Here is an 18,246-nt window from a genome sequence, read left to right on the forward strand (position 1 = left end):
CTTAGCGGTCCACGTCGGCCATAACGAAATCGATACTACCCAGGTACGCAATCAAGTCCGCGACCATTTCACCTTTGATCACCGAAGGGATCTGCTGCAGGTGCGGGAAGCTTGGGGTGCGAATCCGGGTGCGGTAGCTCATGGTGCCGCCATCGCTCGTCAGGTAATAACTATTGATGCCCTTGGTCGCTTCGATCATCTGGAAGGATTCGTTGGCCGGCATCACCGGGCCCCACGAAACTTGCAGGAAGTGCGTGATCAAGGTCTCGATATGTTGCAGCGTGCGTTCTTTAGGCGGCGGCGTGGTCAGCGGGTGATCCGCCTTGTACGGGCCGGCTGGCATGTTGCGCATGCACTGCTCGATGATCTTCAGGCTCTGGCGCATTTCTTCGACGCGCACGATGCAGCGGTCATAGGCATCGCCATTGGCCGCCAGCGGCACTTCAAATTCGAAGTTCTCATAACCCGAGTACGGGCGCGCTTTACGCACGTCGAAATCGCAGCCGGTGGAGCGCAGGCCAGCACCAGTAACGCCCCATTCCAGGGCTTCTTTGGTGTTGTAGGCGGCGACGCCGATGGTACGACCGCGCAGGATGCTGTTGTCCAAAGCGGCTTTCTGGTACTCGTCCAGACGCTTGGGCATCCAGTCGATGAATTCCTTGACCAGACGATCCCAGCCGTTCGGCAGGTCGTGGGCAACACCACCAATGCGGTACCAGGCCGGGTGCAGACGAAAACCGGTAATGGCTTCGATCACTTTGTAAGCGCGCTGACGGTCGGTGAAGGTGAAGAACACCGGGGTCATGGCGCCCACGTCCTGGATGTATGTCCCCAGGAACAGCAAGTGGCTGGTGATACGGAAGAACTCGGCCATCATGATGCGGATGGTGTCGACCCGGTCCGGCACTTTGATGCCAGCGAGCTTCTCGACCGAAAGCACATAGGGCAGGTTGTTCATCACGCCGCCGAGGTAGTCGATACGGTCGGTGTACGGGATGAAGCTGTGCCAGGACTGGCGTTCAGCCATTTTTTCGGCACCACGGTGGTGGTAGCCGATGTCTGGCACGCAGTCGACGATTTCTTCGCCGTCCAATTGCAGGATGATGCGGAAGGCACCGTGAGCCGAAGGGTGGTTCGGCCCCAGGTTGAGGAACATGTAGTCCTCGTTTTCACCGGAGCGTTTCATGCCCCAGTCTTCCGGCTTGAAGCGCGCGGCTTCTTCTTCCAGCTGAATTTTTGCCAGGCTCAGGCTGTACGGGTCGAACTCGGTGGCGCGGGCCGGGAAGTCCTTGCGCAGCGGGTGACCTTCCCAGGTCGGCGGCATCATGATGCGCGACAGGTGAGGATGACCTTTGAAGTCGATGCCGAACATGTCCCACACCTCACGCTCGTACCAGTTGGCGTTTGGCCAGATACCGGTCACGGTCGGCAGGCTCAGATCGCCTTCAGATAGCGCCACCTTGATCATCACATCGCTGTTACGTTCCAGCGACATCAGGTGGTAGAAGACGGTGAAGTCTGCGCCCGATGGCAAGCCCTGACGCTTGGTGCGCAGGCGCTCGTCCACACCGTGCAAGTCATAAAGCATGACGTAAGGTTTTGGCAGGTTACGCAGGTGGGTCAGCACTTCGACCAGTTTGGCGCGGGCAACCCAAAGCACCGGCATGCCGGTGCGCGTGGCCTGTGCGGTGAACGCTTCAGGGCCAAAACGGTTGTTCAATTCAACGACCACATCTTGGTCGTCAGCCTTGTAAGGCGGGATGTACAGAGCGGAGCCTGTAGTCATGGTTTTTTTATCGCTTTCGTTCAACGTAAAGAATGAAGCCAGTGATTCGTTCTATTGATTAGAAACGGCTCTGGGTCAGACTTCGTCGGGGCTGCGCAGGTTGGTCACCTGAATACGCTGTTCGCGGCGCTGTTCCTTTTGCGATGGCATCTCGGCGCGGTAAACGCCTTGCTCGCCAACAACCCAGGAAAGGGGGCGACGCTCCTGGCCAATCGACTCTTGCAAGAGCATCAAGCCTTGCAGAAAAGCCTCTGGGCGGGGCGGGCAGCCGGGTACGTAAACGTCCACAGGCAAGAACTTGTCGACCCCTTGAACCACGGAGTAGATGTCGTACATGCCGCCGGAGTTGGCGCACGAACCCATGGATATCACCCATTTTGGTTCAAGCATTTGCTCATAGAGACGCTGAATGATCGGCGCCATCTTGATGAAGCAGGTCCCGGCAATAACCATGAAATCCGCCTGACGCGGCGATGCCCGGATAACCTCGGCGCCAAAGCGCGCGATGTCGTGGGGCGCCGTGAAGGCGGTGGTCATTTCCACGTAGCAGCACGACAGGCCGAAGTTGTACGGCCACAGGGAGTTTTTACGCCCCCAGTTGACCGTGCCGTTCAGCACGTCTTCAAGCTTGCCCATGAAAATGTTTTTGTGGACTTGATCTTCTAACGGATCAGCAACGGTTTCCCGTGTGCCGATCGGATACTGCTCGTTAGGAGCGTCCGGGTCGATCCTGGTAAGTTCGTATTGCATTGCCAAAGCCTCATTGTTTCAGCTTGGCCTGCCGCTTACGACGAGCTTCCGGTGCCCAATCAAGAGCACCCACCCGAAATAGGTAGACAAGGCCTGCCAACAGAATTGCTATGAAAACGAGAGCTTCGACGAATCCGGTCCAGCCGCTTTCGCGTACAGACACAGACCATGCAAAGAGAAAGAGGGCTTCGATATCGAAGATCACGAACAGCATCGCGACCAGATAGAATTTGGCTGAGAGCCGCAAGCGGGCGCCACCGGTGGGCAGCATGCCGGATTCGAACGGTTCATTTTTGCTGCGACCCCAGGCTTTTGACCCAAGGAGGCTGGACACGCCGAGCATGAAGGCGCAAAGGCCGACAACGCCGAGAAGGAAAATGGCAAAGCCCCAGTTGTGGGCTATGAGTCCTGTCGCTTCGGGCATGCTGGAAATCCTTAACAGAGAACACGCGTCTCTGAGCTTGAAAAGGTAATAAAGCAGTGACGAAATGTCGCAGCGCAATTGATGGGCGGGATTTTATGGCTAAACACCCAGCAAGTAAATTTTCTAAGATGAATTAATTCAGTCCTTTAGTTGTAGAACCTCTGTCAATGTCTATGTAGCCCTTACTGTGCGTGCGTTACAGCGGTTTTCAGTGTTTCTGTACACGTGTTCATGTATTCAACAAAAGCAATTCGTAATGATAATTAATATCGTTTAAGTGATTGTTTGTTGTGTCGCTATGTCGCAGGTGTCTGGAACTTGGCTTATATACGCGCGGATAGCAAGTTTGGAACTTGGCTTTTTAACCTGTTCAGGCGTTTGAGGTATGGATCTGGGTCAGTGTTTTGGTGGAAAGAGGTGCTCTGGTCTCGTAGCAGCTGCCGTAGGAACGAGGCTGCGTTAGGCGGCGAAGCCGCCTTAAGAACTGACGCTCTGGTGTAATAGTCAAATCTGACTCGCAAAATTTACCACGACTACGCCGGGGTGCCGTATCACGCCGGACGCAGCCTCGTTCCTACGGCAGCTGCTACGCGAGACTGGTTATCTGCGAGTCAAAAAAAAGCCCCGAACCAGTCGGGGCTTCACGTTAAAGGCATTGCGTTTGTTCTTTACAGGCTGGGCAATGGCCGGGGTTCCACTATCAGTGGAACTGTTCTTCTTCCGTCGAGCCGGTAAGAGCGGTGACCGAAGACGATCCACCCTGAATCACGGTGGTCATGTCATCGAAATAACCGGTGCCCACTTCCTGCTGGTGCGCGACAAAGGTGTAGCCTTTGGCGGCATCAGCAAATTCCTGCTCTTGCAATTTCACGTAGGCAGTCATGTCGTTGCGGGCGTAGTCGTGCGCCAGGTTGAACATGCTGTGCCACATGTTGTGGATACCCGCCAGTGTAATGAACTGGTGCTTGTAGCCCATTGCTGACAGTTCGCGCTGGAACTTGGCGATGGTCGCGTCGTCCAGGTTTTTCTTCCAGTTGAAGGAAGGCGAGCAGTTGTACGACAGCAGTTGGTCCGGGTATTCCTTTTTGATCGCTTCAGCAAAGCGACGGGCTTCGTCCAGATCCGGCTTGGCGGTTTCACACCAGATCAGGTCAGCATATGGGGCGTAAGCCAGGCCACGAGCGATCGCTTGATCCAGACCGGCGCGTACTTTGTAGAAGCCTTCCTTGGTGCGTTCGCCTGTAACGAATGGTTGGTCGTACGGGTCGCAATCGGAGGTCAGCAGGTCAGCCGCGTTGGCGTCGGTGCGGGCCAGGATGATGGTCGGGGTGCCAGCAACGTCAGCCGCCAGACGGGCAGCCGTCAACTTTTGTACCGCTTCTTGAGTAGGTACCAGAACCTTGCCGCCCATGTGACCGCATTTTTTGACCGAAGCCAGCTGATCTTCGAAGTGAACACCCGCGGCGCCTGCTTCGATCATGCTTTTCATCAGCTCATAAGCGTTCAGAACGCCGCCGAAACCGGCCTCGGCATCGGCAACAATCGGTGCAAAGTAGTCGATATAACCTTGATCGCCCGGGTTTTTACCGGCTTTCCACTGAATCTGGTCGGCACGGCGGAACGAGTTGTTAATACGCTTAACCACGGTTGGAACGGAGTCGACCGGGTACAGCGACTGATCGGGGTACATGGATTCGGCAGAGTTGTTGTCTGCCGCCACTTGCCAGCCCGACAGGTAAATAGCCTGGATACCGGCTTTAACCTGTTGTACTGCCTGGCCCCCGGTCAGGGCGCCCATGCAGTTGACGAAATCTTTCTCGGGACGGAAGGACGGGTGTGCGCCCTGTGTCACCAGTTTCCACAGCTTGTCAGCGCCCATTTTTGCAAAGGTGTGCTCGGGTTGTACCGAGCCGCGCAGGCGGACCACGTCAGCAGCGGAATAATCGCGAGTCACGCCTTTCCAGCGTGGATTTTCGGCCCAGTCTTTTTCAAGGGCTGCAATTTGCTGTTCGCGTGTCAGTGCCATGGTGATAAACCTCGTCGCATAGGTCTGGGTTGAAAGTTTGCTCCACCAGGCACACATCAATGTTGTTTGTGTAAGTGCGTGAATGGCTTCTCGCTAGCTGCATTCAGAGGTCTTCTACAAGGCCTCTGATTCGCGGGAGCGGGGCCATCATGCCTTTGCATTTTTGCGTCGTCAAATACTTTGTAGTGCTTTTTTTATGGCACTACATATTTAGTCTAATACGACTCAGTGGTCAGTTTTGGGCCCTTGGGTCAAGGGTGTCGACTTTTACCCGTACGGTCATGTCATCACGGCTTTGGGTAGAGTAGGTAAGGGTTTCACCCTGTTGTGCGGTCTGGTTCTGACCATTGATACCCGCGACAGTGATCCACTTGCCCAGAGGTCCGCTGATCTGTGTGTCGGCATTCTGAACGTCCACTACATCAGGCTGCTCCTGGCTCATGCGGTCGCGCTGAGTGCTGATCGCCAGATGCACCGTGGTACCCGTCACTGTTGCGGTGACATAAAAGCCTCGCGTCACATTTCGGTATTCGGTCTGCGTCAACAAACGGCCATAGCCATCTGTCTGGGTGCTGGTGAGCGGCACACTTTGCCCGGTTTGAATAAATGCAGGAACACCCTCTGTCGCTTGAATTTGCTGAGTACCGCCATCGCGGCTTGCCGTGCTGTAAACGCGAGTACTGCGGCTGTTTAGATGCAGGTTATCGTCACGGGTATCGACGGTGATCAGCAGGCGCTTGGCGGGTTTGTCGAGTTGACTGAGCAGGTTCTGGAGGTTTTTGATTTTTGAGGCCGATGCCTCGACGATCAACTGATTGCCGTAGGCACTGACTGTGCCGTTCTTGCCTATAAAGTTTTGTGCGATAGGCAGAAGGTCAGTGCTGGTGCGGTTTTGCAGAGTGATGACTTGGGTGTCGGCCAAAGCAAAGCTGCTGGTGAGCAGTAACAGGCTGGCGATGAATGTGCGCAGGGACATGTCCGTAAGCTCCGCAATGCGTGAAAGGTCACAGCAGAGTGTGCCAGATAGCAAAACGCCCTGCGATCCGAAGATGGCAGGGCGTTGCTAATCCGTAGCAGCTGCCGAAGGCTGCGTTCGGCGGCGAAGCCGTCGTAAATCCTGTGTTCACATTGGCTGGATTTACGATCGCCTCGCAATCGGACGTCGCCTTCGGCAACTGCTACGGGAGGGTCAGGTCAGCTCACCCGTACCATATCAACATGAGGAATACCCGCTTCCAGGAATTCTTCGCTGACGATATTAAAGCCCAGCCGCTCGTAAAACGCCGAGGCGTGCACTTGTGCGCTGAGCATTTGCTGCTTGAGTCCGCGCTTTTCTGCTTCGCTGACCGCCGCATTCATCAGCGCATCACCGACTTTCAAACCGCGCCAGTCCTTGAGGACAGAGACACGGCCGATATGGCCGTCGAGCAATAAGCGCGCTGTACCGATGGCATAGTCGCCTTCATAGGCCAGAAAATGCACGGCTTCAGCGTCGTCAGAGTCCCATTCAAGCTCAGGTGGGACCTGTTGTTCATTAATAAATACCGCCTCACGAATGCGTCGAAGGTCGGCGATGTCCTTTTGCCAATTGGCGACACGTACGCGAATTTTATTCATCAGCGAATCCCAGGCTTCCTTGTTTGACCAGCTCACAGAGCAGGTTGCGTCCATCTTCATCAGCCAACCATGGCCCGAGGTTGTCACTGTGCAGGGCGTCGGCAGCGCAGATCATTTTCAGCAGCTCACGCAGCTTACCCGGCAGCAGGCGGCTTTGACCGCTGGCGAACAGTAGCAGGTCTTCGTCCACTTCTGACCAGGCCAGACGCGCGCTCGGGTTGCGAATCAGAACGGCGCCCTGTTCCAGGCTGCCCAGCAAGTCTTCTTCTTCGAGTTCGGGGCCTGTCACGAGTTCCGGATAACGTGGCTCGGTCATGAATTGGCCGAACCAGGTCAGTAGCATGCGCTCGTCGCTCATGTGCTCGGCGAGCAAGCCTTTGAGACGATCAAGGGCGTCATGCTGGATTTGATGCGGGTCGCTCACCGGCTGGGCGTCAGCGTCGGTGTAGCGCTCTTCATCAGGCAGGTACTGGCTGAGGAAGTCGGTGAAGTGCGTCAATACCTCTGCCGCGCTCGGTGCGCGGAAGCCCACGGAGTAGGTCAAGCAGTCATCAACGGCTACGCCGCAGTGCGCCAGGCGGGGCGGCAGGTAGAGCATGTCGCCCGGTTCCAGCGTCCACTCATCGGTGGCCTGGAAGTCGGCCAGAATGCGCAGATCGGCGTGTTCCAGCAGCTTGCTCTCGGAATCGCACATCTGGCCGATCTGCCAGTGACGCTTGCCGGCGCCTTGCAGCAGGAACACGTCATAGTTGTCGAAGTGAGGGCCAACGCTGCCACCCGGGGCTGCGTAGCTGATCATCACATCGTCAATGCGCCAGCTTGGCAGAAAACGGAAATTTTCCAGCAGTTCTCCCACTTCGGGTACGAATTGATCAACCGCTTGAACCAGCAGCGTCCATTCGCGCTCGGGCAGTTTGCCGAATTCGTCTTCTGCAAACGGGCCGCGGCGTAATTCCCATGGACGCTCGCCGTGCTCGATGACCAGGCGCGACTCGACTTCTTCTTCAAGTGCCAGGCCAGCCAATTCGTCGGCATCAATCGGGCTTTCGAAGTCAGGAATGGCCTGACGGATCAGCAACGGCTTCTTCTGCCAGTAGTCGCGCAGGAACTCGCGCGCAGTGATGCCGCCCAGGATTTGAAGAGGAGTATCAGGATTCATGTGTAACCTATTGAAAAATTGCACTTTGTAATCGGGAATAAAAACGCCCGGCACGGCCGGGCGTTAGTAGGTCGTTGCAGCGATCAGATGCGCTTGGCCTGTTCGACCGCGTTACCAATGTAGTTGGCAGGCGTGAGCAGCTTCAGCTCGGCTTTCGCCGCTTCCGGCATTTCAAGGCCGTCGATGAAAGTTTGCAGTGCTTCTGGGCTGATGCCCTTGCCGCGCGTCAGCTCTTTGAGCTTTTCGTACGGGTTTTCAATGTTGTAGCGACGCATCACGGTCTGAATCGGCTCGGCCAGAACTTCCCAGCAAGCGTCCAGGTCGGCAGCGATTTTCTGGGCGTTAAGCTCCAGTTTGCTGATGCCTTTGAGGCTGGCTTCGTAGGCAATCACGCTGTGAGCAAAGCCCACGCCGAGATTGCGCAGTACGGTGGAGTCAGTCAGGTCGCGCTGCCAGCGGGAGATTGGCAACTTGCTGGCCAAATGCTGGAACAGGGCGTTGGCGATGCCCAGGTTGCCTTCGGAGTTTTCGAAGTCAATCGGGTTGACCTTGTGCGGCATGGTCGATGAGCCGATTTCGCCTGCGATGGTGCGCTGCTTGAAGTAGCCCAGGGAGATGTAACCCCAGATATCGCGGTCGAAGTCGATCAGGATGGTGTTGAAGCGGGCGATGGCGTCGAACAACTCGGCGATGTAGTCGTGCGGTTCGATCTGAGTGGTGTACGGGTTGAAACCCAGACCCAGCTCGTCTTCGATGAAGGCGCGGGCGTTCTCTTCCCAGTCGATCTGCGGGTAAGCCGACAGGTGAGCGTTGTAGTTGCCGACGGCGCCGTTGATCTTGCCCAGCAACGGTACAGCAGCGACCTGAGCGATTTGACGCTCAAGACGGTAAACCACGTTGGCCAGTTCTTTACCCAGTGTGGTTGGCGAAGCCGGTTGGCCGTGGGTGCGCGACAGCATCGGCACGTCGGCGAACTTGATTGCCAGTTCACGGATAGCCTGTGCGGTCTGGCGCATCAGCGGCAGCATCACATCATCACGGCCTTCGCGCAGCATCAGGGCGTGGGACAGGTTGTTGATGTCCTCGCTGGTGCAGGCAAAGTGGATGAATTCACTGACGTTGGCCAGTTCAGGCAACTTGGCGGCCTGTTCCTTGAGTAGATACTCAATGGCTTTAACGTCGTGGTTGGTGGTGCGCTCGATCTCTTTGACACGCTCGGCGTGCTCCAGAGAGAAGTTTTCGGCCAGTTCATTGAGAACGGCGTTGGCTTCGGCGGAGAACGCCGGGACTTCAGGGATGGCGGCGTGAGCAGCCAGGCGCTGGAGCCAGCGAACTTCAACCAGAACGCGAGCACGGATCAGGCCGTATTCGCTGAAAATTGGGCGCAAAGCCTGGGTTTTGCCGGCGTAGCGGCCGTCAACAGGGGAAACCGCAGTGAGCGAAGAAAGCTTCATGGGGTGTTCTCGGACAGTCGGGCAACGAAATGGGGCGCGTATCATACATGAAAAAAACGGCCGGTCCGTTGCCAAGTGACCGGCGTCATACGCGTATCGATGTTAAAAAGTGTCCGGCCGGGTCTGTCAGTGACCGCGCAGCATCGGGTAGAGCTCTTTGAGCAGCTTGCGGCGGCTGATGACCAACTGCCAGCGATGGCCACCCAATTGACGCCACAGGCGTGCTGAGCGGATGCCGGCCAGCAGCAGGGCGCGAATTTTCGAGGCGTTGCTCGGTTGTTGCAGATTGCGCATGTCGCCATGCACCTGAATACGCTGGCGCAAGGTGCTTAGCGTGTCTTGATACAGCGCACCGCAGGCCGCGACCACGTTTTCGTGGGCCGGGCCGAAATGTTCGACTTGAGACTGAATCTGCGGCAGGCGTTTACCGATCAGTTCCAGCATGTCATCACGCTTGGCCAGTTGGCGCTCCAGGCCCAGCATCGACAGCGCGTAGCGCAATGGTTCGCGTTGCAGGGTGTTGGGGTCGCGTTCAAGGGCGCCAATCAGGGCGCGATAACCTTCACGCAGGTGGCTGTCGTCGCCGCCAAACACTTCAAGCGTGTCCTTGGGGTCGCGAACCAGCAGGGTCCCCAGCATGCAGGCTAATTCGGCTTCGCCGACTTGACCGGTTTTAGCGATCTTGTCGACCAGTACGGCAGCCAAGAAGACGCCGCCAAGGGCTACCAACTGCTCCTGGGTGGTGTTCATGCCTGGTTGCCTTTGCTGGTCCAGGGCTCGGCCACTTCGATCACGCCGCCGCCCAGACATACTTCGCCGTCGTAAAACACCACCGATTGACCGGGGGTGACGGCACGCTGTGGGTCATCGAATGTGGCGCGATAACCGTCTGCGGTTTTTTCCAGCGTGCAGGGCTGGTCGCTTTGGCGATAACGAACCTTGGCGGTCAGGCGCAGCGGGCTGCTCAGGTCGATCGGATTGACCCAGAAAATTTCAGAAGCGAGCAGGGCGCGTGAAAACAGCCACGGATGATCGTTGCCCTGACCTACGATCAACTCGTTGTTCTCCAGGTCTTTGAACAACACGTACCACGGCTCGTCGCTGGCGTCCTTGAGGCCGCCGATGCCCAGCCCCTGACGCTGGCCGATGGTGTGGTACATCAGGCCATGGTGACGGCCGATGACTTCACCTTCGGTGGTCTTGATCACGCCCGGTTGTGCGGGCAGGTACTGCTTGAGGAAGTCGCTGAAGCGTCGTTCGCCAATAAAGCAGATACCGGTGGAGTCTTTCTTCTTGGCGGTGGCCAGCCCGTGCTTCTCGGCTATTTGACGCACCTCGGGTTTTTCGAGTTCGCCCACCGGGAACAGGGTGCGGGCAATTTGCTCACCGCCGACCGCGTGCAGGAAGTAGCTTTGATCCTTGTTCGGATCAAGGCCCTTGAGCAGCTCGGTACGGCCGTCAATGTCGCGACGACGCACGTAGTGGCCCGTGGCAATCAGGTCGGCGCCCAGCATCAGGGCGTAGTCAAGGAACGCCTTGAACTTGATTTCGCGGTTGCACAGGATGTCCGGGTTCGGCGTGCGTCCGGCTTTGTATTCGGCCAGGAAATGCTCGAACACGTTGTCCCAGTATTCGGCGGCAAAGTTGGCGGTGTGCAGTTTGATGCCAATCTTGTCGCACACGGCCTGGGCGTCTGCCAGATCATCCATGGCGGTGCAGTAATCCGTTCCGTCGTCTTCCTCCCAGTTCTTCATGAACAGGCCTTCCACCTGATAGCCCTGCTCCATGAGCAGAACGGCGGAAACGGAAGAGTCGACACCGCCGGACATGCCGACGATGACGCGCTGTTTTTCGGGGGCGACTAAGGCTGGATCACGCATAAGGATTCAATGAGTGTCTTTAAAAAGGACGCGATTCTAGCAGGCCCGAGCGCTCAAGGCTAAACCGAAGGGCGGATTAACGAGAGGTCGAACAGTTTGCCGCTCAAATAATCGTCTATGCATTGCAAGGTCAGCTCGCTGCGCCAGCGATCGCGCTGGGCCAACAGCTCGTCGCGGGTCAGCCATTGTGGCCCGATGATGCCGGTGTCCAGTGTGTATTCGGGGTGGTGCTTGATGGCTTTGCCGGCAAAGCAGACGCGTTGGTATGTCACACCATTGCTGGGAGCGGTGTACAGATAAATGCCAATCACGCCGGTCAGTTCAACGTCGTAACCGGTTTCTTCGAGGGTTTCACGGATAGCCGCGTCGATCAGGCTTTCATTCGGGTCCAGATGGCCGGCCGGCTGGTTGAGCACTGCGCGGTCGCGTTTCAATTCTTCAACCATCAGGAAGCGGCCATTGTCTTCGACGACTGTGGCGACGGTGATGTGGGGTTTCCATTCCATTAAGTTGTTCTCTTTGTAATGAATTGTACGTAGCAGCTGCCGAAGGCTGCGTCCGGTTGCGAAGCAATCGTAAATCCTGAGTGTGCGGTGTAACTGACAAATTGCAGGTATTGATTTTACGACGTCTACGTCGTCGGACGCAGCCTTCGGCAGCTGCTACGAGATAGTCGTGTCCAAAAACACAAAACCCGGCGTCGTGGGCCGGGTTTTGTGTTGTTGCCTGTTGCTCTTACACGGAAGCGATAATCGCGTTCAGTGTGGCGCTAGGGCGCATTACTTGGCTGACCTTGTCGGCATCCGCGTGGTAGTAACCACCGATGTCTACAGGTTTGCCCTGCACAGCGTTGAGTTCGGCAACAATTTTTGCCTCGTTCTCGGCCATGGCTTTTGCCACAGGGGCAAATTGGGCTTGCAGCTCTTTGTCTTCTGTCTGAGCAGCCAGGGCTTGTGCCCAGTACAGCGCCAGGTAGAAGTGGCTACCGCGGTTGTCGATGTTGCCGACTTTGCGCGATGGCGATTTGTTGTTGTCGAGGAACTGACCGGTAGCCTGATCCAGAGTCTTGGCCAACACCAACGCTTTCGGGTTGTTGTAGGTGGTACCCAAGTGCTCAAGGGAGGCTGCCAGTGCCAGGAATTCACCCAGCGAGTCCCAGCGCAGGAAGTTTTCTTCCAGCAGCTGTTGCACGTGCTTCGGAGCCGAGCCGCCTGCGCCGGTTTCAAACAGACCGCCACCATTCATCAGCGGTACGATCGACAGCATTTTGGCGCTGGTGCCCAGTTCCATGATCGGGAACAGGTCAGTCAGGTAGTCGCGCAACACGTTGCCGGTCACCGAGATAGTGTCCAGGCCTTTACGGGTGCGCTCCAGAGTGAACTTCATGGCATCGACCGGCGCCATGATGCGAATGTCCAGACCGCTGGTGTCGTGATCCTTCAGGTAGGTTTCAACCTTCTTGATCATCAGCGCGTCGTGGCTGCGCTTAGGGTCGAGCCAGAACACGGCAGGCGTGTTGCTGGCGCGTGCGCGGTTGACGGCCAGTTTGACCCAGTCGCGGATCGGCGCATCTTTGGCCTGGCACATGCGCCAGATATCGCCTTCAGCGACCTTTTGCTCCATCAGCACATTGCCGTTGCTGTCGGTCACACGTACAACACCGTCCGTCTTGATCTGGAAGGTTTTGTCGTGGGAGCCGTACTCTTCGGCTTTCTGTGCCATCAGGCCAACGTTAGGCACGCTGCCCATGGTGGTCGGATCGAAGGCGCCGTGTTGCTTGCAGTCTTCGATGGTTGCCTGATAGATGGTGGCGTAGCAGCGATCCGGGATCACCGCCTTGGTGTCGTGCAGCTGGCCGTCAGCGCCCCACATTTTGCCCGAGTCACGGATCATCGCTGGCATCGATGCGTCGACGATCACGTCGCTTGGCACGTGCAGGTTGGTGATGCCTTTGTCGGAGTTGACCATCGCCAGCGCAGGGCGGTTGGCGTATACGGCCTCGATGTCAGCTTCGATTTCAGCTTGCTTCTCGGCTGGCAGCGCTTTGATGCGTGCGTACAGGTCGCCAATGCCGTTGTTCAGGTTGAAACCGATTTCTTTCAGGACGTCAGCGTGTTTTTCCAGCGCGTCCTTGTAGAACTCAGCCACGATCTGACCAAACATGATCGGGTCGGAAACCTTCATCATGGTGGCTTTCAAGTGCACCGAGAACAGCACGCCTTGTTTCTTGGCGTCTTCGATTTCAGCCGCTACGAATTCGCGCAGGGCTTTTTTGCTCATGACCGAGCAATCGATGATCTCGCCGGCTTGAACGGCGGTTTTTTCTTTCAGGACGGTGGTGGTGCCGTCTTGAGCGATCAGTTCGATTTTAACGGTGTCAGGGGCTTCGATCAGGGCGGCTTTTTCGCTGCCGTAGAAGTCGCCTTCGCTCATGTGAGCTACGTGGGACTTGGAGTCTGCTTTCCAGGCGCCCATTTTGTGCGGGTGCTTGCGAGCATAGTTTTTGACCGACAGCGGAGCGCGGCGGTCAGAGTTGCCTTCGCGCAGTACCGGGTTTACGGCGCTGCCCATGACCTTGCTGTAACGCGCTTTGATTTCTTTCTCGGCGTCAGTGGTCACGGTTTCCGGGTAGTCCGGAATGTCAAAGCCCTGCGCTTGCAGTTCTTTGATGGCGGCCTGCAATTGCGGGACCGAGGCGCTGATGTTAGGCAGCTTGATGATGTTGGCTTCAGGTGTAACGGCCAGCGCGCCCAGTTCGGCGAGGTGGTCGGGTACAGCCTTGGCACCCAATTGCTCGGGGAAGCTGGCGAGGATTCGACCGGCCAGAGAGATGTCTCGCGTTTCGACATCAATATTGGCGGTGGCCGTAAACGCTTCAATGATAGGCAGCAGTGAGTAGGTGGCGAGCGCCGGAGCTTCGTCGGTGAAGGTATAAATGATCTTCGAACGGTTGGGCATTTCGGATTAACTCTCTTCTTTGCTGAGCGTGCTCAGATACTCGAGATGCGCAGGGTAGGCGCTTTCGTTCACAGTGAACAATGAGCCGAAAGTCGAGGTTCTTCGCGGTGATGTGAATGCATCAGTAGAGCGTCAAGCGGTCGAACCGGGGTAACGGCTCAGCCTTTCTAGGCCTGAAAGACTCAATTCAATAGGTGTTGCTCGGTGACTCGATGGTCACCGGCCGCAGTATACATAGGTCCCTCAGGTTGCTGCGAGGGGTGTGGTGAATCGCGGGTCATCAATTGGTCTAAGAGCGCGCTGTTTATAGCGGCGTACCCAGTGAATACGGTGTTTTCATCGAGCACGGCTTGCTCTGAGTCAATCATTTTTTCTGTATTTCAAGCGCTCATATAACTGTTTTTTGGGCTTGGATACAGCTGCGAAGCATAAAAAAACCGCCTGCTCGAATTCTCGGTCAGGCGGTTTTTTTCAAATTTTTATAGGTGTGGACCGTTTTCTTGTCGTCATGTCAGACAGCAAGGGGTTGCCCCTCGGTTTCGGTCACCGCGTGCGGCGCAATGGCCTTCGCATCAGTGATGGCTACGGCGTGGAGGCCTTTGGGGCCCTGAATGATTTCAAAGCTCACTGGCTGGCCAGCCTTGAGCGTCTTGTAACCATCCATATTGATCGCCGAAAAATGAGCAAAAAAATCGATCGCGTTACCGTGTTCATCGATGCCTTCCTTGGCTTGCGTATTAATGAAGCCGAAGCCCTTGGCGTTGTTGAACCACTTGACCTTGCCTTGCATACTCATATCCCTCTGCTGCAAACGACTCCATCACTGGAGTATCATCCAGTTCATTCGCACAAAAACCAGTAAATGTGGTTGACTGCGCGGGCCTTTACTACCCACTGTGGGCCCTATTGGTTGTAACACCGTTTTACCGATAGTCAAGGTCACGCGGCAGGTACAGTTGAAATTTAATGTGCTTGCCTCCATCACTGTAATCGATCAATGACGAACCTTTCTTTCCATGCATGCAATTAGCCAGATTCGACTAACATTCAATCAGGATCAGCCCGGTTTTGATGACGACGATTCCGCTGGCTTGGCTGTGCAAGAGGCTAAGCCTGCGCTTCAGGTGCCGCCTATGTACAAGGTGGTTTTGTTCAACGATGACTACACACCCATGAATTTCGTTGTCGAGATACTTGAGGTGTTTTTTAACTTGAATCGCGAATTGGCGACCAAGGTCATGCTGGCCGTTCATACAGAAGGACGGGCTGTGTGTGGTATCTATACCCGCGACATTGCTGAAACCAAGGCAGCGCAGGTAAATCAGTACGCACGCGAAAGCCAGCATCCGCTACTCTGTGAAATCGAGAAGGACGGTTAACGCCGACCACTTGGGTATGAGGTGAAGCCATGTTAAATCGCGAGCTCGAAGTCACCCTCAATCTTGCCTTTAAGGAAGCCCGCTCCAAGCGTCATGAATTCATGACGGTTGAGCACCTCCTTCTAGCGCTACTGGATAACGAGGCGGCCGCAACCGTTCTACGCGCCTGTGGCGCAAACCTCGACAAACTCAAGCATGACCTGCAAGAGTTTATTGATTCCACCACCCCTTTGATTCCTGTCCACGATGAAGACCGTGAAACCCAGCCAACACTGGGCTTTCAGCGTGTCTTGCAACGTGCTGTTTTCCATGTGCAAAGCTCCGGCAAGCGTGAAGTGACCGGTGCCAACGTTCTGGTTGCGATTTTCAGCGAACAGGAAAGCCAGGCAGTGTTTCTGCTCAAGCAGCAGAGCGTTGCCCGTATCGATGTCGTCAACTTTATTGCCCATGGCATTTCCAAAGTGCCAGGGCAGGGTGATCACTCTGACGGGGAGCATGAAATGCAGGATGAGGAAGGCGGTGAGTCGTCCTCTTCCAGCAATCCTCTGGATGCCTATGCCAGTAATCTGAACGAACTGGCTCGTCAGGGGCGTATTGACCCATTGGTCGGGCGTGAAATGGAAGTTGAGCGCGTTGCTCAAATCCTTGCGCGTCGACGTAAAAACAATCCGCTGCTGGTCGGTGAGGCAGGCGTGGGTAAAACCGCGATTGCTGAAGGGCTGGCCAAGCGCATCGTTGATAATCAAGTGCCTGACTTGCTGGCGAACAGCATTGTCTATTCCCTTGATCTGGGTGCGCTGCTCGCGGGTACTAAATACCGCGGCGATTTCGAAAAGCGTTTCAAAGCGCTGCTCGGCGAACTGAAAAAACGTCCTCAGGCGATTTTGTTCATCGACGAAATTCACACCATCATTGGTGCGGGTGCTGCCTCGGGCGGTGTGATGGATGCGTCTAACCTGCTCAAGCCACTGTTGTCTTCGGGCGATATACGGTGCATTGGTTCGACGACGTTCCAGGAATTTCGCGGTATTTTCGAAAAAGACCGTGCCTTGGCGCGTCGTTTCCAGAAAGTGGATGTTTCCGAACCTTCGGTTGAAGACACCATCGGCATTCTGCGTGGCCTTAAAGGCCGCTTCGAACAGCATCACAGTATCGAATACAGCGATGAAGCCTTGCGCGCCGCTGCCGAGCTGGCGTCGCGCTATATCAATGATCGGCATATGCCTGACAAGGCGATTGATGTCATTGACGAAGCGGGCGCTTACCAGCGCTTGCAGCCGGTTGAGAAGCGCGTCAAGCGCATCGATGTGCAGCAAGTCGAAGATATCGTGGCAAAAATTGCCCGTATTCCGCCTAAGCACGTATCCAGTTCTGACAAAGAACTGCTGCGTAACCTTGAGCGCGACTTGAAAATGACCGTGTTTGGTCAGGATGCAGCCATTGATTCACTGTCGACGGCCATCAAGCTGTCGCGGGCCGGGCTGAAGGCGCCTGACAAGCCAGTGGGTTCGTTCCTGTTTGCAGGCCCGACCGGTGTCGGTAAAACCGAAGCGGCTCGTCAGTTGGCCAAGGCTTTGGGTGTTGAACTGCTGCGTTTCGACATGTCGGAATACATGGAGCGTCACACCGTTTCACGCCTTATCGGTGCTCCTCCGGGTTATGTGGGCTTCGATCAGGGTGGGTTGTTGACTGAAGCCATCAGCAAGCAACCGCATTGTGTGTTGCTGCTGGATGAAATCGAGAAGGCGCATCCTGAAGTCTTCAACCTGCTGTTGCAGGTCATGGATCACGGCACGTTGACCGATAACAACGGGCGCAAGGCGGACTTCCGCAATGTGATCGTCATCATGACCACCAACGCGGGTGCTGAAACGGCTTCGCGGGCCTCAATCGGCTTTACGGTGCAGGACCATGCAACCGATGCGATGGAAGCCATTAAGAAGAGCTTTACGCCCGAGTTCCGCAACCGTCTGGATACCATCATCCAGTTTGGTCGCCTCAGCCATGAGGTGATCAAGCACGTGGTGGACAAGTTTCTCACCGAGTTGCAGGCGCAATTGGACGACAAGCATGTGCAGTTGGTGGTTACCGACGCCGCACGTGGCTGGTTGGCGGCGGGAGGCTACGATGTGCAGATGGGCGCGCGGCCAATGGCGCGTTTGATTCAGGACAAGATCAAGCGTCCGCTGGCTGAAGAAATACTCTTTGGTGAACTGGCTGATCATGGCGGTGTGGTTCACATCGACCTGGTCGACGGGGAGCTGACCTTCGAGTTTGAAACAGCCGTTGAAATGGCTTGATCTAGCTCTGAAACAGGAAAAGCGCCGAAAGGCGCTTTTTTTTGATCGAAATACCCTCACCCTAGCTCTCTCCCAGAGGGAGAGGGGACTGATTCAGTCGATTTCAGGTTCGGTGATCAGTTTTCAGGCCGCCCGACCAGCTCCCTCTCCCTTTGGGAGAGGGTTGGGGTGAGGGTGGGCTTTTGATCTTCAGACCACAAATCGCAGACAAACAAAAACGCCCGGCAGAACCGGGCGTTTTGTATTGACTTGATTAACGAGCGCGGTAAGTGATGCGCCCTTTGCTCAAGTCATAGGGCGTCAGCTCGACGCGCACTTTGTCGCCGGTAAGAATACGAATGTAGTTCTTGCGCATCTTGCCGGAAATATGCGCGGTTACGACGTGCCCATTTTCCAACTCCACACGAAACATGGTGTTGGGCAGGGTGTCGACGACAGTGCCTTCCATTTCGAAGCTGTCTTCTTTCGACATGCAGTAAAGCCCTCGGTGTCCAATGAATGGCCCGGTGCAAC

At 56.0% G+C, this 18,246-nt stretch carries 16 protein-coding genes; 2 read left to right on the plus strand and 14 right to left on the minus strand.

Annotated features, from left to right (window positions below):
- Nucleotide 1: 1 nt before the first annotated feature.
- The 13 genes from nuoC to GHN86_RS01110 form a co-directional block, all read right to left on the minus strand.
- On the minus strand, nt 2-1,786 hold the full coding sequence (gene nuoC, locus GHN86_RS01050) for an NADH-quinone oxidoreductase subunit C/D (RefSeq protein WP_153377295.1): 1,785 nt from the start codon (nt 1,784-1,786) through the stop codon (nt 2-4).
- Nucleotides 1,787-1,861: 75 nt separating this feature from the next.
- Nucleotides 1,862-2,536 carry a NuoB/complex I 20 kDa subunit family protein gene (locus tag GHN86_RS01055; protein ID WP_016780200.1) on the minus strand — a complete coding sequence of 225 codons (675 nt, stop codon included), beginning with the start codon at nt 2,534-2,536 and terminating at the stop codon, nt 1,862-1,864.
- Nucleotides 2,537-2,546: 10 nt separating this feature from the next.
- Nucleotides 2,547-2,960: an NADH-quinone oxidoreductase subunit A gene (locus GHN86_RS01060; protein WP_003446990.1), complete on the minus strand. Its 414-nt coding sequence runs from the start codon at nt 2,958-2,960 to the stop codon at nt 2,547-2,549.
- 700 nt (nt 2,961-3,660) lie between these two features.
- Complete coding sequence (gene aceA / locus GHN86_RS01065) at nt 3,661-4,986, minus strand: isocitrate lyase (protein WP_003446991.1); 1,326 nt, start codon at nt 4,984-4,986, stop codon at nt 3,661-3,663.
- Nucleotides 4,987-5,218: 232 nt separating this feature from the next.
- A complete protein-coding gene (locus tag GHN86_RS01070) occupies nt 5,219-5,962 on the minus strand; it encodes a secretin N-terminal domain-containing protein (RefSeq protein ID WP_153377296.1) in 744 nt (247 codons plus the stop codon).
- Nucleotides 5,963-6,180: 218 nt separating this feature from the next.
- Nucleotides 6,181-6,603, minus strand: a complete 423-nt coding sequence (locus tag GHN86_RS01075; RefSeq protein WP_153377297.1) for a GNAT family N-acetyltransferase — start codon at nt 6,601-6,603, stop codon at nt 6,181-6,183.
- Nucleotides 6,596-7,762, minus strand: a complete 1,167-nt coding sequence (locus tag GHN86_RS01080; protein WP_153377298.1) for a cupin domain-containing protein — start codon at nt 7,760-7,762, stop codon at nt 6,596-6,598. Before GHN86_RS01080 ends, GHN86_RS01075 begins: the two co-directional genes overlap by 8 nt.
- An 83-nt stretch (nt 7,763-7,845) precedes the next feature.
- A complete protein-coding gene (purB, locus tag GHN86_RS01085; RefSeq protein ID WP_095028382.1) occupies nt 7,846-9,216 on the minus strand; it encodes an adenylosuccinate lyase in 1,371 nt (456 codons plus the stop codon).
- A 126-nt stretch (nt 9,217-9,342) separates the two neighbouring features.
- A complete protein-coding gene (hflD, locus tag GHN86_RS01090) occupies nt 9,343-9,966 on the minus strand; it encodes a high frequency lysogenization protein HflD (protein ID WP_153377299.1) in 624 nt (207 codons plus the stop codon).
- Nucleotides 9,963-11,096 (minus strand): tRNA 2-thiouridine(34) synthase MnmA, encoded by a 1,134-nt coding sequence (mnmA, locus tag GHN86_RS01095; protein WP_153377300.1) that lies wholly within the window; start codon nt 11,094-11,096, stop codon nt 9,963-9,965. Before mnmA ends, hflD begins: the two co-directional genes overlap by 4 nt.
- Before the next feature lie 59 nt (nt 11,097-11,155).
- Nucleotides 11,156-11,602: an NUDIX hydrolase gene (locus GHN86_RS01100; protein WP_153377301.1), complete on the minus strand. Its 447-nt coding sequence runs from the start codon at nt 11,600-11,602 to the stop codon at nt 11,156-11,158.
- 229 nt (nt 11,603-11,831) lie between these two features.
- Nucleotides 11,832-14,054, minus strand: a complete 2,223-nt coding sequence (locus tag GHN86_RS01105) for an NADP-dependent isocitrate dehydrogenase (RefSeq protein WP_153377302.1) — start codon at nt 14,052-14,054, stop codon at nt 11,832-11,834.
- Between the two features lie 511 nt (nt 14,055-14,565).
- Complete coding sequence (locus tag GHN86_RS01110; RefSeq protein ID WP_153377303.1) at nt 14,566-14,844, minus strand: cold shock domain-containing protein; 279 nt, start codon at nt 14,842-14,844, stop codon at nt 14,566-14,568.
- Between the two features lie 226 nt (nt 14,845-15,070).
- On the opposite strand from GHN86_RS01110, the gene clpS reads away from it, so the two are divergent.
- Nucleotides 15,071-15,433 carry an ATP-dependent Clp protease adapter ClpS gene (gene clpS / locus GHN86_RS01115; protein ID WP_153377304.1) on the plus strand — a complete coding sequence of 121 codons (363 nt, stop codon included), beginning with the start codon at nt 15,071-15,073 and terminating at the stop codon, nt 15,431-15,433.
- A 29-nt stretch (nt 15,434-15,462) separates the two neighbouring features.
- Nucleotides 15,463-17,733: an ATP-dependent Clp protease ATP-binding subunit ClpA gene (clpA, locus tag GHN86_RS01120; protein WP_153377305.1), complete on the plus strand. Its 2,271-nt coding sequence runs from the start codon at nt 15,463-15,465 to the stop codon at nt 17,731-17,733.
- A gap of 253 nt (nt 17,734-17,986) precedes the next feature.
- Here clpA and infA read toward each other — a convergent pair whose 3' ends face one another.
- A complete protein-coding gene (gene infA, locus GHN86_RS01125; protein ID WP_002553999.1) occupies nt 17,987-18,205 on the minus strand; it encodes a translation initiation factor IF-1 in 219 nt (72 codons plus the stop codon).
- Nucleotides 18,206-18,246: the final 41 nt, after the last annotated feature.

The sequence above is a fragment of the Pseudomonas helleri genome (assembly GCF_009600315.1).
GTDB classification, from domain to species: domain Bacteria; phylum Pseudomonadota; class Gammaproteobacteria; order Pseudomonadales; family Pseudomonadaceae; genus Aquipseudomonas; species Aquipseudomonas helleri_A.

Bases quoted from the DNA above. Each gene is read 5' to 3' on its own strand.
- nuoC (WP_153377295.1), bottom strand. From the start codon at position 1,786: ATGACTACAGGCTCCGCTCTGTACATCCCGCCTTACAAGGCTGACGAC.
- GHN86_RS01055 (WP_016780200.1), bottom strand. From the start codon at position 2,536: ATGCAATACGAACTTACCAGGATCGACCCGGACGCTCCTAACGAGCAG.
- GHN86_RS01060 (WP_003446990.1), bottom strand. From the start codon at position 2,960: ATGCCCGAAGCGACAGGACTCATAGCCCACAACTGGGGCTTTGCCATT.
- aceA (WP_003446991.1), bottom strand. From the start codon at position 4,986: ATGGCACTGACACGCGAACAGCAAATTGCAGCCCTTGAAAAAGACTGG.
- GHN86_RS01070 (WP_153377296.1), bottom strand. From the start codon at position 5,962: ATGTCCCTGCGCACATTCATCGCCAGCCTGTTACTGCTCACCAGCAGC.
- GHN86_RS01075 (WP_153377297.1), bottom strand. From the start codon at position 6,603: ATGAATAAAATTCGCGTACGTGTCGCCAATTGGCAAAAGGACATCGCC.
- GHN86_RS01080 (WP_153377298.1), bottom strand. From the start codon at position 7,762: ATGAATCCTGATACTCCTCTTCAAATCCTGGGCGGCATCACTGCGCGC.
- purB (WP_095028382.1), bottom strand. From the start codon at position 9,216: ATGAAGCTTTCTTCGCTCACTGCGGTTTCCCCTGTTGACGGCCGCTAC.
- hflD (WP_153377299.1), bottom strand. From the start codon at position 9,966: ATGAACACCACCCAGGAGCAGTTGGTAGCCCTTGGCGGCGTCTTCTTG.
- mnmA (WP_153377300.1), bottom strand. From the start codon at position 11,096: ATGCGTGATCCAGCCTTAGTCGCCCCCGAAAAACAGCGCGTCATCGTC.
- GHN86_RS01100 (WP_153377301.1), bottom strand. From the start codon at position 11,602: ATGGAATGGAAACCCCACATCACCGTCGCCACAGTCGTCGAAGACAAT.
- GHN86_RS01105 (WP_153377302.1), bottom strand. From the start codon at position 14,054: ATGCCCAACCGTTCGAAGATCATTTATACCTTCACCGACGAAGCTCCG.
- GHN86_RS01110 (WP_153377303.1), bottom strand. From the start codon at position 14,844: ATGCAAGGCAAGGTCAAGTGGTTCAACAACGCCAAGGGCTTCGGCTTC.
- clpS (WP_153377304.1), top strand. From the start codon at position 15,071: ATGCATGCAATTAGCCAGATTCGACTAACATTCAATCAGGATCAGCCC.
- clpA (WP_153377305.1), top strand. From the start codon at position 15,463: ATGTTAAATCGCGAGCTCGAAGTCACCCTCAATCTTGCCTTTAAGGAA.
- infA (WP_002553999.1), bottom strand. From the start codon at position 18,205: ATGTCGAAAGAAGACAGCTTCGAAATGGAAGGCACTGTCGTCGACACC.